The 13,776-nt window shown below is 52.4% G+C and carries 16 protein-coding genes; 6 read left to right on the top strand and 10 right to left on the bottom strand.

What is annotated here, in order from left to right:
- Positions 1 to 35: 35 nt before the first annotated feature.
- The 4 genes from ACOCF6_RS19995 to ACOCF6_RS19980 all read right to left on the bottom strand — a co-directional run bounded on the left by ACOCF6_RS19995 (position 36) and on the right by ACOCF6_RS19980 (position 4,209).
- Positions 36 to 755 (bottom strand): cytochrome c biogenesis protein, encoded by a 720-nt coding sequence (locus ACOCF6_RS19995; RefSeq protein WP_482462084.1) that lies wholly within the window; start codon positions 753 to 755, stop codon positions 36 to 38.
- Positions 756 to 807: 52 nt separating this feature from the next.
- A complete protein-coding gene (locus ACOCF6_RS19990; protein ID WP_482462083.1) occupies positions 808 to 1,644 on the bottom strand; it encodes a zinc-ribbon domain-containing protein in 837 nt (278 codons plus the stop codon).
- Between the two features lie 179 nt (positions 1,645 to 1,823).
- Positions 1,824 to 3,104 carry a substrate-binding protein gene (locus ACOCF6_RS19985; protein ID WP_482462082.1) on the bottom strand — a complete coding sequence of 427 codons (1,281 nt, stop codon included), beginning with the start codon at positions 3,102 to 3,104 and terminating at the stop codon, positions 1,824 to 1,826.
- Between the two features lie 115 nt (positions 3,105 to 3,219).
- A complete protein-coding gene (locus tag ACOCF6_RS19980) occupies positions 3,220 to 4,209 on the bottom strand; it encodes a D-2-hydroxyacid dehydrogenase (protein WP_482462081.1) in 990 nt (329 codons plus the stop codon).
- Positions 4,210 to 4,438: 229 nt separating this feature from the next.
- On the opposite strand from ACOCF6_RS19980, the gene ACOCF6_RS19975 reads away from it, so the two are divergent.
- Both ACOCF6_RS19975 and ACOCF6_RS19970 read left to right on the top strand, forming a co-directional pair.
- Entirely contained in the window at positions 4,439 to 4,705 is a 267-nt protein-coding gene (locus ACOCF6_RS19975) for a hypothetical protein (RefSeq protein WP_482462080.1), read from the top strand.
- A gap of 23 nt (positions 4,706 to 4,728) precedes the next feature.
- Positions 4,729 to 4,887: a hypothetical protein gene (locus tag ACOCF6_RS19970; protein ID WP_482462079.1), complete on the top strand. Its 159-nt coding sequence runs from the start codon at positions 4,729 to 4,731 to the stop codon at positions 4,885 to 4,887.
- 399 nt (positions 4,888 to 5,286) lie between these two features.
- Here ACOCF6_RS19970 and ACOCF6_RS19965 read toward each other — a convergent pair whose 3' ends face one another.
- The gene (locus tag ACOCF6_RS19965) at positions 5,287 to 5,649 is read right to left on the bottom strand and encodes a tetratricopeptide repeat protein (RefSeq protein ID WP_482462078.1); all 363 of its coding nucleotides are present in this window, start codon (positions 5,647 to 5,649) and stop codon (positions 5,287 to 5,289) included.
- Between the two features lie 208 nt (positions 5,650 to 5,857).
- On the opposite strand from ACOCF6_RS19965, the gene ACOCF6_RS19960 reads away from it, so the two are divergent.
- Positions 5,858 to 7,186, top strand: a complete 1,329-nt coding sequence (locus ACOCF6_RS19960; RefSeq protein WP_482462077.1) for a pyridine nucleotide-disulfide oxidoreductase — start codon at positions 5,858 to 5,860, stop codon at positions 7,184 to 7,186.
- 71 nt (positions 7,187 to 7,257) lie between these two features.
- On the opposite strand, the gene ACOCF6_RS19955 is transcribed toward ACOCF6_RS19960, so the two are convergent.
- Positions 7,258 to 7,791, bottom strand: coding sequence for a vitamin K epoxide reductase family protein (locus tag ACOCF6_RS19955; RefSeq protein ID WP_482462076.1), 534 nt, complete (start codon positions 7,789 to 7,791; stop codon positions 7,258 to 7,260).
- Between the two features lie 306 nt (positions 7,792 to 8,097).
- Between ACOCF6_RS19955 and ACOCF6_RS19950 the strand changes: the two genes are divergently transcribed.
- The 3 genes from ACOCF6_RS19950 to ACOCF6_RS19940 all read left to right on the top strand — a co-directional run bounded on the left by ACOCF6_RS19950 (position 8,098) and on the right by ACOCF6_RS19940 (position 9,762).
- Positions 8,098 to 8,463: a hypothetical protein gene (locus tag ACOCF6_RS19950; RefSeq protein ID WP_482462075.1), complete on the top strand. Its 366-nt coding sequence runs from the start codon at positions 8,098 to 8,100 to the stop codon at positions 8,461 to 8,463.
- A 14-nt stretch (positions 8,464 to 8,477) separates the two neighbouring features.
- Positions 8,478 to 9,062 carry a glycine zipper family protein gene (locus tag ACOCF6_RS19945; protein WP_482462074.1) on the top strand — a complete coding sequence of 195 codons (585 nt, stop codon included), beginning with the start codon at positions 8,478 to 8,480 and terminating at the stop codon, positions 9,060 to 9,062.
- A 262-nt stretch (positions 9,063 to 9,324) separates the two neighbouring features.
- The gene (locus ACOCF6_RS19940) at positions 9,325 to 9,762 is read left to right on the top strand and encodes a GSU0071 family protein (protein ID WP_482462073.1); all 438 of its coding nucleotides are present in this window, start codon (positions 9,325 to 9,327) and stop codon (positions 9,760 to 9,762) included.
- Positions 9,763 to 9,794: 32 nt separating this feature from the next.
- Here the strand turns inward: ACOCF6_RS19940 and ACOCF6_RS19935 are convergent, their stop codons facing one another.
- The 4 genes from ACOCF6_RS19935 to ACOCF6_RS19920 form a co-directional block, all read right to left on the bottom strand.
- A complete protein-coding gene (locus tag ACOCF6_RS19935; protein WP_482462072.1) occupies positions 9,795 to 10,217 on the bottom strand; it encodes a hypothetical protein in 423 nt (140 codons plus the stop codon).
- Between the two features lie 75 nt (positions 10,218 to 10,292).
- Complete coding sequence (locus ACOCF6_RS19930; protein ID WP_482462071.1) at positions 10,293 to 11,564, bottom strand: Hsp70 family protein; 1,272 nt, start codon at positions 11,562 to 11,564, stop codon at positions 10,293 to 10,295.
- Between the two features lie 342 nt (positions 11,565 to 11,906).
- Entirely contained in the window at positions 11,907 to 12,215 is a 309-nt protein-coding gene (locus ACOCF6_RS19925; RefSeq protein ID WP_482462070.1) for a hypothetical protein, read from the bottom strand.
- A gap of 166 nt (positions 12,216 to 12,381) precedes the next feature.
- Complete coding sequence (locus ACOCF6_RS19920; protein ID WP_482462069.1) at positions 12,382 to 13,638, bottom strand: DUF6178 family protein; 1,257 nt, start codon at positions 13,636 to 13,638, stop codon at positions 12,382 to 12,384.
- Positions 13,639 to 13,776 lie beyond the last annotated feature (138 nt).

The raw sequence follows: 13,776 nt of genomic DNA, 5'->3' as shown, positions 1-13,776 counted from the left end.
TATGCTCTAGCGATAGACAACAGCCTCCGATATCTTCAGAAACTGTGTGAACTCTTCATAAGCATGCTGACCCCCAGATAGGTAAACAGCATCACACCTACGCCGACAATACCGAGCCAGGCGGCCACTCTGTCCCACGATACCCCCTTGAATCGCACATGCAGGACAAGTGCATAAAAGATCCACAGGATTGATGTCCATAATTCCTTTGCTGTCCAGAGCCAGTACGTGCCCCAGGCGTAATAGCCCCATATCCCTCCCGCCACCATGGAAACCGAAAAAAAGGTCCAGCCAACCAGAGCTGTCTTGAATTGTATATCGAGATATGCCCTTTTGTCCCGGATTAAAAAAGCGGCGCACAGCACCCCTCCAAGCACAAAGAGGGCATAACTGAGAAAGGCAAACACGACATGCAGTTCAAACCAGAATGTGTCGAGTATCTGGGGGAGCGGAATATTTAATGGCTTGAAGCAGAGTGCAAACAGCGTGAACAAACCGGCGGTGATCCCGGAAACGACCAGGAACCAGCGGGCCTGACGAACGGCGGGAGAAAACGAGGTGGCAAGAGCCGTCACTGCTATGCAGAGAGCAAAAAACAGCAGTGTATCATGAGGGCCCAGCAGCGGCAAACGACCAAGCAATAAGCCGCGCTGTAGCATGTAGATCAGCTGGATCGCACATCCGGCTGTAAAAATCAGTCGCCATGACGAACCGGCGCAATAGCAGACGCACGATGAAATCAGCAGCCACACCATTCAGCAGCGTCCTCTCATCATGAAACAGCCTGATGGTGAGACACTGCTACCGTCATAGCCTGACAACTGATGTTATCCGGCGGTCTTCAAGAAAACGGATCAGCAAAAAGAGCGGGATTCCCACCAGGGCGCTTATAAAGATGATATTGAAAAATTCTATTGCATAGCCACCCCAGGTATGGGGAATGGGTTCAATCCACCAGCGCACGAATCTGACTGTCATGGATACCGGCACATACGCAATGACAGCCCATAGCAGCCAGGAAAGTGCATGGCGGGCCTTCGCCTGATGTTTCAGAAAAAAAGAGGCAACAGCCAGGAGTGCCCCGCCGAACAGGACCTCTATCCAGGGAATCATCCCGTAGTGAGTAAAGACATACCAGGCGGACACCTGCTCTTCACGCTGAGCCGTAAGCTGGGCCTGCACATCGGTACCGTAGTAATCAAACATGCCGAAGAATCCCATGCCGAAGATCACCACTGCAACCAGGGCACTGCCCCATCCAATCAGGTTGACAGGATGAAGATTGTCGACAAAATCTGCTACCGGCGTAGCCGCTTCCGCCACCGGGGGTGGCGTATCATCCCGGGTATATTTCTGTGTGAGCAATTCCTGATCGCGGATTCTGGCCTTTTCTTCACGCTGTCTGTCGATAAATGCCTTAATGACCACGCCGCACTTGGGGCAGGTTCCGAATCGCTCTTCGCCGAAGGTGCTAAATGCACAGGATGGGCAGACGTCCACCAGATATTCGTTTGAAGCGGCCTTCGGCTTCTTTACGTCAAACCCGTGTTTGCACCTCGGACAGCTCAAAAAGCGCCCTTCCACGGGAATTTCGTGGTCGGGAATATTCCCGCTGGCATTGCACTTGGGGCAGGTGATTTTCATTTTCGAAAAAGACTCCTCACATGAAGATGATCATACTTCGGGAGTGTACCAAAACAATCCACGGCTGTCATCTAAACGTAAACAGAAAAAGATTAAAAATTGGCCAGTCGTTTACGTCCACAAAAAAACCCGCATACACGGGTTTTTTTGTGGACAGCAAACAGGCTTTTCTGGTGAAATCATGTCCCCGGGCAAAACTCCTCCAACTCCGGCTTCATGCCCACCATTTCCCGTATTTCTCGCCATTCCTTCTTATCGACAGCAGCCTCATCACCCTTCATTACATTGATGATATTGAAATAATCCTGTTGATACTTGCTGTTATTCACCTCGGCTGCCGGCTTGCATTTGACGGCATACACCGTTTGAACCGACTGGTGATCCCATGCCCGCCACTGCTGCTGGTCCTTCAGGCCGGTATAGCTGTGTCCCTCAAGTGACTTGATCACCGCCTTGGTTTCAAATGTTCCGGCCCGCTCAACCGCTTCCTTGTATTGATGCAGAATTACGTATGCAGAAGCGCCGGATGTCGTTGGATAGCGATGATGCTTATCCTCGAACTTTTTCACGAATTCGATCCCTTTGGCATACTTGTAGGTATAGGGCACACTCCAGATCCAGGGCAGGGTTCCGATAACACCCTCCATGGCTACAGGCCCTGCTCCCTGGGCCATGTCATCATTCAGACTGGGAACAATGATCTGCATACTGTTTTTCAGGCCCATTTGTTCCGCCTGGCGTACTGCGATTTCCATGTCACGACCAAACAGCGACAACACCAGCACGCCGGCCTTGCTGTCCCTGGCCGACTTGAGGGCCTCCGTGAAATCCTTTGAACCCAGCTCAGTCAATACCTCTGGATGGGCGGTCATATCCTTGGTGTTGGTGAAGCCTCGCAGCACCGACTCCGTTGTCCAGCCCCAGGTGTAATTGGCGGTTATGTAAAAGTACTTCTTTCCGGCAAAGTTTTTCTTCAAATATTCGGAGAGCACCTTTCCAGCGGCATACGCATCGTAACTCTCGCGGAAGATATGGCGGTGGCCGTATTCGCCGGTTGTTTCAGTCGAATAGGTCAGGGTGCCAAAGAACAGCCGGTTTTTCTGCAGTGCCACTTCGCCAGTCGCTATTGCCGCAGCGCTGGATGATCCACCGAAGATCATCGGTACACCTTCCTTGTCAAAGAGTTCAATGGCATTGGCTTTTGCTACCTTGGCATTGGATTTGGAATCCCGATACACCAGCTGGATCTTCTTGCCAAGAATTCCCCCCCCAGCGTTGATCTCATCCACCGCTATATCAGCAGCGCGACGCTGATCAAGTCCCTGCTTGGAGTAAGGGCCCGTCTCCGGATAGCTCAAGCCGATTTTAACCAGATCCTGGGCAACACAAAGATTTGCAGCTGAAATCAGCACACATGGGAGCAATAAAATAACACTTCTCATCACAAACGTACGGAACATACCGAGGACCTCCCAATCAAATATACATCGGAAGGCGTTATACCTGATTTAACCCAATTTTAAAACTATATTTTATTTAATAGAAAACATCCCATAAACGAAACATTAATGTATGTTACAACTGTTTCCCGATCGGTCCATTCACCACATTGACAGGCGCCCCTTGAAGGAAAGAGATAATGTTTGCCGTCACAATAGCCATCAGCCGTTTGCGGGCCGCCAGGGAGGCCCAGGCAATGTGCGGGGTGAAGATGCAGTTGGGGACTCCGAGCAGAGGATTTTCGGCCAGCATCGGTTCATGGGCAACCACATCCAATCCGGCTCCGGCAATTGTCCCGTTGCGGAGAGCCCTGGCGAGATCAGCCTCATTCACCAACCCTCCCCTGGCCACGTTAATCAGCAAGGCCGTTGATTTCATCACAGCCAGCAGCCCGGCATTCACGAATTCCGCATTATCTGCGGTCTGGGGACAGTTAAGCGTCACAACATCGGCCGCGGAAAACAGATCTTCCAGGGGTACAAAACGGACCGGGGTCGGGCCGGGATCCCGGGGGATACGAGGAGCAAATGCAATGATGTTCATACCGAAGGCAGCGCCGACTCTGGCTACGGCACGACCAATGGTGCCGTACCCTACGATACCCAGGGTCAATCCATCCAATTCAAGAATAGAGGTCTTCCAGAAAGAATGATCCGGACAACGCACCCACTCTCCGGCCTTTACTGCTGCATCATGAACCCCAACGGCTGTGGCCAGTTCCAGTAACAGGGCAAATGTGGTCTGTACCACCGACTCGGTAGAATAGGCCGGAACATTGGAGACCGGAATCCCTTGCTTGCCGGCCGCCAGCACATCAACGTTGTTGTAACCGGTAGCAAGCATGGAGATGTACTTGAGCTTCGGCAGGGCCCTCAGCAGCGAGGCATCCAGCTTGCACTTGCTGGTCAGGATAATATCGGCGTCACGGGCCCGCTCAAGCTTCAACTCCGGCGGTGTCCGGTCATATATGACACAGTTTCCCAGCGCCTCAACCGGGCTCCAGGGATTGTCGCCCGGATTAATGGTGTAACCGTCCAGAATTACAATCGTAGGGGTTTGGGACATAGATAACTCCTCAGCAGGATTTTGTAGAACGAAGGTATCAGCAGGGAGTCATACCGTCAAGTTCCGGATGATCCGGAATCCAACCAACAAACAACAACGGTGCGAGAATGAAGATGTTTTCTGCCCCGGAGTGTAAGAATTCGACCTCTAACCTGCTAATAACAGTGGACGAGCTGCAATGCCATGAAGTATTGTACTATCAGAATTCGAGCCTATCCGGAGGATTGACATGTTTCCGCAGAACAATGACCTGGGTGCGTCACTCTACAAAACGTGGAGCGACAAGGAAAAGCGTGATGAAATAGCCAGACTCGTAACCGGGTACCGCAATGGACTGCCGGTCGGCATTCTCTGCAAGATGTCCGAAAGCATCGCCGGCAGCCGGAAACGCGCCCGCAAACATCTGCAGGCGCTGATGACGCCGGCCGAGCGTCAGTCCGCTATTGAGAAGGAATCAGGGGGCGTACAGATTGTTGCCAGGGAATTATTACAATAGCAGACGATATCGAGGGTAACACAGTGGCAAAGCTGCCAGCTATACTGCTCATACTGTTCGTAGTCTTCCTGACTGCTTTCAGCACCTGGCAGCTGTTTCACGGCAATATAGAGGCCGCGTTTTCATCACTCCCGTTCCTTTTCATCATCTACCTGTTCGTCATGAAACAGCGCGCTCCGTAAGTTGTTATATTTTTTACATCTTGATTTTCATTGTCCGGTATGTTACGAGACAAACTGTTGCGTTCAATCTAATGAAAAGGTCCCGCATGACACAATTGCTTGAAAAGATGACTCACGCAGGGTGGCAATTCCATGATGCATACTGGGTGGGTGCCTGTATTTTCATTGCCCATTTTCTATGGCTTAGCCCCTCCTTTCTTCAACGCCGGAAAATTCTTTTCAGCCTGGTTGTCATGACCGCTTTCTGGCCACTGACCTATTCCTTCTCCATATTTCAAATCCTGCGCATGCGCAGGCTTAAACAGTAACAGCTCATAACTGTATTACAATGGCACTATGCAAGCGGCCCGTCGGGAACACCCCGGCGGGCCGCTTATTTTTTACCCCTGAGAGCGTAGTTTATCGAAGCTTCAGGGTATGAAGAATCTTTCCTGTCAACCGGTTAACAACATTGCTTCGAGACAATGAGGGAAAGGGTGGGGTCTTGCGTCTACCCAACAGCCTGATCTCTTCCAATATCCTTGCATCCTTGCGGATTTTGAGTCCCAGTTGAAATGCTTTGATGGCCTGTTCCCTCTTTTTTGCAAGAAGGTAGATCCGTCCCAGGTGCAAATAATGTTCGCTGTTATGGGGATTCAAGGTTATAGCCCTGTGGCACAATTCAACCCCTTTTTGAAACTGCCCAGCCTCCTTGGCCAGACTATAACCCATCAGGGACATCATTTCCGGCGATTCCGCTTGATGATGATCGCTTTTATCCATAGTGCAGCCCTCCTTCTTTATAAAAAATATCTATTTTTTAATCAGTTGCAACGTTATATTACATATTCACATAGAACGCCTGCTATTACAAAGCAATAAACAATCCAAAGTTGCCGGCACAACAGAAATCTCTGATATTTCACCTGCCAGCCGCATGCATGGGAATCTGGTATACTTGGAACATCACCGCATTTTCCAGGAGTCACCCATGTCCTCTATCGATTACGATATTATTATTATCGGTACCGGCCCGGCCGGACTCGGGGCCGCCTTTCATCTCAGCGAACACGCCCCGACCCTTTCAATCCTGATGATCGACCGGGAGAAAATCTGCTCCGGCGGCCTGCTGAATGACTGCAAGCAGAATTACACCTATCCGATCGGCTTTGCTGTCGATAATTGGACCAGGGAAGAGGCCGAGCGGCTCCTCCCGCTGGTTGAGAAGCAGTTGCAGCCGACCATCAAGGACAAACAGAATCTGGAGGTCTACCAGCGACGTTCTGAACGGCTGGGCGTCACCCTGCTCGACATCCGCCAGGCCCACGTCGGCACCGACCGCAGCCGGGTCCTGATTCAGCGTCTGCTTGACGAACTCACGAGACGAGGTGTGCACTTTCTGCTGGAAAGAGAGGTAAGCGACATCTTCGATGATTCGACCGGAGCAGGAGCGGTCATCTCCGGTACACAGACAGTGCGCGCCAGAAAAGTGATTGTTGCTCCCGGTCGTAAGGGGTTCAGTTTTCTGCAGCAGGTGATGGAGCGAATGGGGATCCACTACATCGACAATGTAGTGGATGTAGGCATCCGCGTCGAAACGACGCTGGAGAACTACCCCATCGTCACTGATTACTACGACCCGAAATTTCTCTTTCCCGACGGAGTGCGCACCTTCTGCACCAACTCGGGACATGCCCGGGTGGTGCTCGAGCGCTACCAGGGCTTCAGTCTGGTCAACGGCCACGCCCTCTCCGAGACGCAAGCAGGGAACAACCTGGTCAATTTCGCCCTGCTCAAAACCATCGGCCTGAAAGATCCGGTCAGGAGCGGCCAGCAGATGGCGATATTTCTCGCCCGACTGGCCAACGAGATCGGCGGCGGCAGGCCGCTCATGCAGCGGGTAGGAGATTTCCGCATGGGAAAACGCTCCACCGCCGAGACCTTCAATGAGGACCTCTACATGTTCCCGCCCAGCTGCCCGGTCACAGCCGGCGACCTGGGGCTGGCCGTGCCAGCCAAGATCATGCGGCATATCTGGTCGGCATTGAAGAAACTCGACACGATCGTCCCCGGCATCCTCCACCCCAGCACGGTCATGTACTACCCGGAAATCAAGATGTACGCCAACAAACCCGCCTTTCAGGATAACTATTTCCGGGTAAGCGGAAACGTTTACATGCTCGGTGACGGCGCCGGCACATCTCGCGGCATAACCGGCGCTTGGGCCAGCGGAATCAGGGCTGCAGAGGGAATAGTGCAGGGAATCGGAGGTGCAGGTATTGCAACGCAGGAAGCGGGCACCGGGGTGGTAATCGGCTAGATCAAATGCAGAACAACAGAAGGGGCAGCCCTGATTGGGTCTATGTCTGAATAAATTTCGAAAAAAATCGGTCAGTAAAGCGCTCTAACACCGACAATGGCGATCGCCAGGCCTGCGGCCATCATTGTCAGCATCACCAGCATCCATCCCGGTAGGGAATTCTCACCAGCCGGCCCTGACCCGACCCCTCGCAGCTTCTCTGTCACCAGCAGCATGGCAGCGACAAAAAGAGCGCAGCAGATTGTGACACAGAGTGGGCACCAACCGCCGATAACATATTTTTGTATCCAGAGCAAACGGAATTCGGCACCAATTCCGGCAAAAACCATTACAGAAAGTACCCAGCCCAGCCGGTAATCTTTTTTGCGCTGCCATAAAACGATCAGTAGCAGGCTGAAATAGGCTATGCCGAACCACCCCATATTGAGCCCGAAAATGGTAAAGCCCGCTGTGTCCCGGCAGGCAGAGACCATACACATTTCCTGTATCACGGAAAACGTGGAAACAAGCCAGCCGGTCCCTATGGCAATCCACAACAATATAGATAACAAGCGCTGGTAGCCGGAGTTGTTCGTCGCATCCGGCCTGTCATATGCTTCTTGCATAAAAATCTCCTGATTCACCGCTTATAGGACCCATTTTTTCATCAACCTGGATCACAGATATCCCGTCTTTCACTTGTGATTCCTGCGCGGGAGTTGACAGATATGCACTTAAGATAGACATTAATCCTTGAAAGTCAACCATGCACGCCAGTGATACCCATAATTGGAAATACTTAGATTCAATTTTCTATGTAACTTATTGATATGCTCATACGTCTTGTTAACTGAAATGTTCGAGCGATTGATCATTGCCGGAATATCGATCGAAGAATATAATAATAAAAAACCTCACAAGGGGAGGTTAACATGAAAAACATTGTTCGAATGATCATCGCTTCCCTGATTGTGCTCCTGATGGGATTCATGCCCAGTAGCGATGCACAGGCCAGGCGCGGCCACGGGGGCCACGTGGGGGTTGGAATATGGCTCGGGCCAGGGTGGTGGGGACCTTACTATTATCCATCCTATTACCCGTATTATGCTGAGCCGCCGATAGTCATCCAGGAACAGCCCGAGTTTTACGTGCAGCCTTCACAACCGTCGGAACAGCCAATCTACTGGTATTACTGCAAAGACCCGCAGGGTTATTACCCGTATGTGAAACAGTGTCCGAACGGTTGGATGAAGGTCGTTCCGACTCCTCCAGTTCCACCTTCCGCAACTCAGGAATAACGAGGTAACACATCATGAAATTCGTACTGAGACTTTTTGCGGTAATATCGATGACACTGACGGCCGGTTGTGCAACGTATCCATCCGGGCCGAGCGTGCGGGTGTTCCCGACGCCAGGAAAACCATATGACCTGTTCCTGGCAGAAGAATCGTACTGCAGACGAGTTGCTGATCGGCAGCTGGGTATTCCGCCGCAACAGGTTGCTGAGCAGAATACGGCCACCGGCGCTATCGTGGGAACAGCCATAGGAACGGGTCTTGGAGCAGCCTTGGGCGCAGCCTCGGGCAATGCAGGTGCCGGAGCGGTAATCGGTGGTGTAAGCGGGCTGCTGATCGGCAGCGCAGCAGGTGCCGATGCCGGTCGGATCGAGGGGCGGGAAGCTCAACGGCGCTACGACACCGTGTATCTGCAATGCATGTATTCACATGGAAACCAGGTCTACAACACAGGCCAGGGATACTATCGCCGAAGGACAGTTATTCTGGATTCACCGGCCTATGGGGATGATACTGCACCTCCGGATTATTCACCGTACTATCCGCCGCCAAACACGCCGCCACCGGGACCTCCACCTGCCCCACCCACTCAGTACCGCTAATTGAATGGGTCGCAGAGAAAACCTGACTGTTGATGTCTGTGACGGTTCCAGATGTCAGGAAGACAAACAAGGTGGATTTTTCCTGTCTGCGCGCCATTAACAGAACGTAGTAACGTGAACATTATTATTTTTTATGGTAAACTTTGAGCATGAAAGCTGGGGGCTCAGAAAAGCGATGTTTTGCAGGGTCATCTTTAATCAACAACACTTGCAGCAATTGACATATTGACTGTTCAGGTCCTTCCGTAAATGGGGGTGTCAGATGACAACGACCAAGATAGACGATGCAATCGAACGGTATGTGAACGAACGGAAAAAAAGTGAACGGAAGGTGGCGGAAACTAAATTCCTGAGTTACACATATCTGGCCTGCGGTGAAAGCGATGCAACGACATTCATGCGACGAAGCCGCAGCCTGATACGCTACTATATTGATTTCCTGACCGTCCTGGAAAATCCGCTGCGCGGGCCGCAGGCCGCCTGGCTGGCCCTGATGGTACTTGTGTTTTCATTCGGAATCTACATGCTGACAGACGAGGATTTGCGCGTGGCCGGGATTTTCATAACATCGGGAACATTGGTGAACGGCATTTCACTGGGTCGCTCCGTGATTGATAAATGGATTGAAATCTCCGTTACGATAGCCCTGTACCGGGAGATCATCGAGTTCATTGACAACACATTGCCGTCTGAATGCTGAGAACTCACCTGTATTAACCCCGGAATACTCAATCATCCGAGATGAAGTTCCGGCTTGAGGTTGTCAGGCCTGAAACTGGCAGCAACGCGCCACCCCTTGCGGCCATTCAGCACCGGCTCCAGCCGGCAGTCGATGTATCCGACCAGATTGGCGTCATCCGGCAGTTCCGTAGCAAACCTGACAATGCGGAATGCCACCAGGTCACCTACCTCGGGCAGTGCAGGCGCATCCGACAAGGTCGGCCCCCAGATATCAAGCCCCCCCTCCTGACTGGCAAGCTGCAGACGGTACCAGTGTTCGCCTCCCATGCCTCGTCGGCCTTCTTCAACAACCAGGGCCGGTATTCTTGCATTAATGAGCAGTGCATACCCCAGAGAACAGGCATGGGCAAAGGCTGACTCATTATCCGGAAACGGCACAATTGTTTCCTCTTTCGCGCGAAACCAGTCAAACATGCAATTCCACCTTTCCACTCCCACGCCATATTTCTGCCACTATACCACCATCAATGCTGATTGGAAGTACCTCCATCATACAAACAGCGGAACACTGGAACCCAACCCATGGACGACGCTGGTATAGGCGTCCCGGTGTTCCAGTTTGTCCCGGCCGAATCGCTCGGCAAACAGGGTCTGAATATAGGGAATCCGCGAGGTACCTCCTGTCAGAAAGACCGTATCGATCTGCGCAGGCAATAGACCGGACCGGGCGATTACCTCGTCGATGCAGGCTGCAATCTGCTGGAAATTCTCTCCATTGATCGCCTCAAACTCACCCTTGCCGATCTGCTCGCTGATGCACAGGTCACGCTCCGTGAAGCGAATCAGGGTCTGCTCACGCTCTGATAGCTCGCACTTGGCCTTTTCAATGGCCTGAAACAGGAAAAAACCGTAATTGTCGCTGATGATGTTCTCCAGATGCTCGATAGCCCGGCGGTCATCGGTGGTGCCCTTGATCACCCGGATATGTTCCCTGGTTCTGCGCGCCCGCAGCAGCGGGATGCGATGCCACTGGCAGAGGGTGTAGATAATGCTCCTGGGAACGTTGACCCACTCATCCTTGCCCATGGTCTTGTAGCGGGCATAGCGCCCGAAATAGTGCGCCACCTTATCCCACATGATTGCCGAATCGAACTTGTCACCAGCCACATAAACACCCCCCAGTGAGAGCACGTCACTGCGCCGGTCGGAGCGGTCAAAGGCGCCACCTTTGACGCGGATCACCGTGAAGTCCGATGTGCCGCCGCCGAAATCGCCGATGAACACGGTCCGTTCCTGTCCGGCCTGCAGCGTTTCTTCAAAAGCCAGCGCCGCCGCTACCGGTTCATACTGGAACCAGATATTTTTGAAACCGGCCTTGCGGGCAGCCTTTTCCAGTCGCTGCTCGGCCGCGGCGTCCTTGGCGGCATCCTGAGAAAACAGCACCGGTCGCCCCAGAACCACGCTCTCCACGGGGCAGCCCACATGCGCCTCACCCCGGTCCTTGAGCTTCCTGAGGATGATCGCCACCAGGTCATCGATGCCATAGCGCTTGCCGAACACCTCGGTGCTCTCGAAACTGGTATTCGGCAGGAAGGTCTTGATCGACTGCATAAAGCGCCCGGCGGCCCCGTCGCCGACATACTGGCGAATGGCCTCCTGCCCAGCATAGATCTCGCTATCCTCGCTGAAATAGAGTACCGAGCGCATCAGCTGCCCGGCAGGGTCATCACCATCAACAACAACAACCTCAACGGTGCCGTTCCTGTATACCGAAAGCGCCGAATTGGTTGTACCAAAGTCGATACCGAATACAATCTGCAATTACGATTTCCTCCATCGACTCATTTAATGCGCTAGATATGAATGCCGCAACCCCACAATCAGGATTAGCGAAAACAGCACGCAAAAACCCCACCAGGCACCCGATGGGGTTTTGCACAATACGACATCAGTCTCACAGCATCAAGCACTTTCAGGCATTCCTTCTGTCATGCCAGGTCAAGAAAAACCTCAACCACCTTCTTCACACGCCACAAAGCCCCACAGACACACTGCCACACCATTATACAACACGACACACAATGATACACAATGACACACAACGAGTCGCACAGAGGGGTGCGTAAGGGCGAACCACCCGATCCCCCCAGGCCGACTCTCAAGCTAGAGCAACTGCACCTTGCTCACCCTGACAATCAACATTTCCTGCTGAAAACGATTTGCCAACTCGGACCGGTACTTGCTCCACCAGGACCGATCGAGCTTATTGGTCATTACTTCGTAGATGACAATATCATCGTACACGGTTGTACTGCCGGATTCCTTCCAGAGCCCCTCGGCAGGCGAACGCACATAGGTGGTCAAGCCTCCGTAACATTCAGTCAATTCGTCCCGCACACGAATGAAATCAGGCTCTGAAAACCTGCAGCCATCATTTGCATAAAGCGGTAACAGTATCTGGATGAGGTACATATTGTCCTGCCGATCAGATCCGGGGAGAATGGTTCAGCCACTCGGAATATACCAGATAACGTTCATATTTCAATCAACACACTTCGGCCGGACTTTCCCCTGGTACCCTGTCAAAAGAGAAGGCGACCATCTGGCCGCCTAATGAATCAAGGATGTTCCCGGAAGCTTATTGCATGAGAAAATCAGACATGGTCTTCACATCCTGCAGCTCCCGGAATTCCCGGTAGCCATCGACACCGTCGGCATCAAGGCCGCGATAGTAGCGGGGTCTGGCGCTCTTCAGTCCTGAAAGAGCCTTTCCGGTGGCATAGTCGATATCTGTAAGCCTCTCGGCCTTGAACTTCAGGGCAAGTACGAGACTAAACCCCAGCTGGAACAGCCTTTTCAGATATTCGCCGCTGAGGATTTCTGCCCCCCTGGTTTCATCCCCCTGGCTCAGGTGCTCAAGGGCAATGTTCAGGTAGCCGTAGACCCTTTCCACGACCGACTTCATATATTCAGTGTCGCTGAGATGGGCCTGATCGGCCACCAGTGCCGTATTTATGAGATAATTCAGTTCCATGCGGAAGAGTTCCGAATCCATGAGGAGAATAACCCTCTCCAGGAACGTTGTTCCGGTCAAACGCATCCTGGGAAGCGTGGTTGCTTCACCGCTCTGCACCAGCACTTTGGTGCGGCCGGGGGTAAACGTGTCCGGGTTGACACGGGAGTAAATCTCCAGTGCCTCATCAAGGGGAGGAAAGCCCAGATCGGCCAGACGCCCTGATTTTGTGTGATAGCACTCCTCCTCAGATTCGATGTCAATCTCACCGCTGACACTCTCCATGAGCGCAACATACAGGGGATTATCAAAACGGCAGACCAGTTCCAGAAAGGAGCCGATAATCTGGGCATGCTTGGGATCCTTGAATTTGATCAGGAAGACATCGTCAAAGGTATGGTCCCAATCAGTCTGGCGTTCTTCATCGGTATTGAGATCACCAATGCCCCCCGCGACAACGAGCTCCCGCCCCAGTAACAGGGAGAGGAGATTGAAATCCAGATGCGGGAGAATTTCCAGGAAATGATCTTCACTCCCTTTCAATAAATACCCCAGGTATTCGATCCCCTTGTCTTCCAGAAACGACCACCCTTTCCAGAGCTCCATATCCAGGATAAACAGGCACTGCTCTGGATTTGCCAGCCCCAGCAATTCCATGGCATCAGGAGCGTCGATTTCCTTTAACAGCCAGTACAGCTCCTGGGGATGCAAGGCCCGTGTCAATCTCTGATTATCCGGGTCCCCCAGAATCAGGGCCACCCTCTCTACAGGGAACAGACCGTCAAGATAGATGCGCTTGGCTGCATAAGGAAGCTTACGGAACTCCTCCTCACCAAGCCTTAGGGTGCTTATAGCTGCCGCTACTGTGCCTCTTTCAGTCATGTAATTTTCCACTACGTATTCTCCTTGTGGGCTTATCATAGCATCTTTTACAAGGAGTCGGTCAGAAAGGATTTTGACGCGATTCAGGACAATTCAATGTCCCTTTTTTATCCCTAATTCGCAAGAAAAGGCGACCAC

The sequence above is a fragment of the Geobacter psychrophilus genome, assembly GCF_056821595.1.
Note: the sequence above shows the minus strand (reverse complement) of the source record. Positions and strands in the feature narration are given on the sequence as shown.

Excerpts from the sequence above, each read along its gene's own strand:
- ACOCF6_RS19990 (WP_482462083.1), bottom strand. The coding sequence starts at position 1,644 with ATGAAAATCACCTGCCCCAAGTGCAATGCCAGCGGGAATATTCCCGAC.
- ACOCF6_RS19955 (WP_482462076.1), bottom strand. The coding sequence starts at position 7,791 with ATGCAAGAAGCATATGACAGGCCGGATGCGACGAACAACTCCGGCTAC.
- ACOCF6_RS19960 (WP_482462077.1), top strand. The coding sequence starts at position 5,858 with ATGTCCTCTATCGATTACGATATTATTATTATCGGTACCGGCCCGGCC.
- ACOCF6_RS19940 (WP_482462073.1), top strand. The coding sequence starts at position 9,325 with ATGACAACGACCAAGATAGACGATGCAATCGAACGGTATGTGAACGAA.
- ACOCF6_RS19950 (WP_482462075.1), top strand. The coding sequence starts at position 8,098 with ATGAAAAACATTGTTCGAATGATCATCGCTTCCCTGATTGTGCTCCTG.
- ACOCF6_RS19935 (WP_482462072.1), bottom strand. The coding sequence starts at position 10,217 with ATGTTTGACTGGTTTCGCGCGAAAGAGGAAACAATTGTGCCGTTTCCG.
- ACOCF6_RS19995 (WP_482462084.1), bottom strand. The coding sequence starts at position 755 with ATGGTGTGGCTGCTGATTTCATCGTGCGTCTGCTATTGCGCCGGTTCG.
- ACOCF6_RS19980 (WP_482462081.1), bottom strand. The coding sequence starts at position 4,209 with ATGTCCCAAACCCCTACGATTGTAATTCTGGACGGTTACACCATTAAT.
- ACOCF6_RS19985 (WP_482462082.1), bottom strand. The coding sequence starts at position 3,104 with ATGTTCCGTACGTTTGTGATGAGAAGTGTTATTTTATTGCTCCCATGT.
- ACOCF6_RS19925 (WP_482462070.1), bottom strand. The coding sequence starts at position 12,215 with ATGTACCTCATCCAGATACTGTTACCGCTTTATGCAAATGATGGCTGC.
- ACOCF6_RS19975 (WP_482462080.1), top strand. The coding sequence starts at position 4,439 with ATGTTTCCGCAGAACAATGACCTGGGTGCGTCACTCTACAAAACGTGG.
- ACOCF6_RS19920 (WP_482462069.1), bottom strand. The coding sequence starts at position 13,638 with ATGACTGAAAGAGGCACAGTAGCGGCAGCTATAAGCACCCTAAGGCTT.
- ACOCF6_RS19945 (WP_482462074.1), top strand. The coding sequence starts at position 8,478 with ATGAAATTCGTACTGAGACTTTTTGCGGTAATATCGATGACACTGACG.
- ACOCF6_RS19965 (WP_482462078.1), bottom strand. The coding sequence starts at position 5,649 with ATGGATAAAAGCGATCATCATCAAGCGGAATCGCCGGAAATGATGTCC.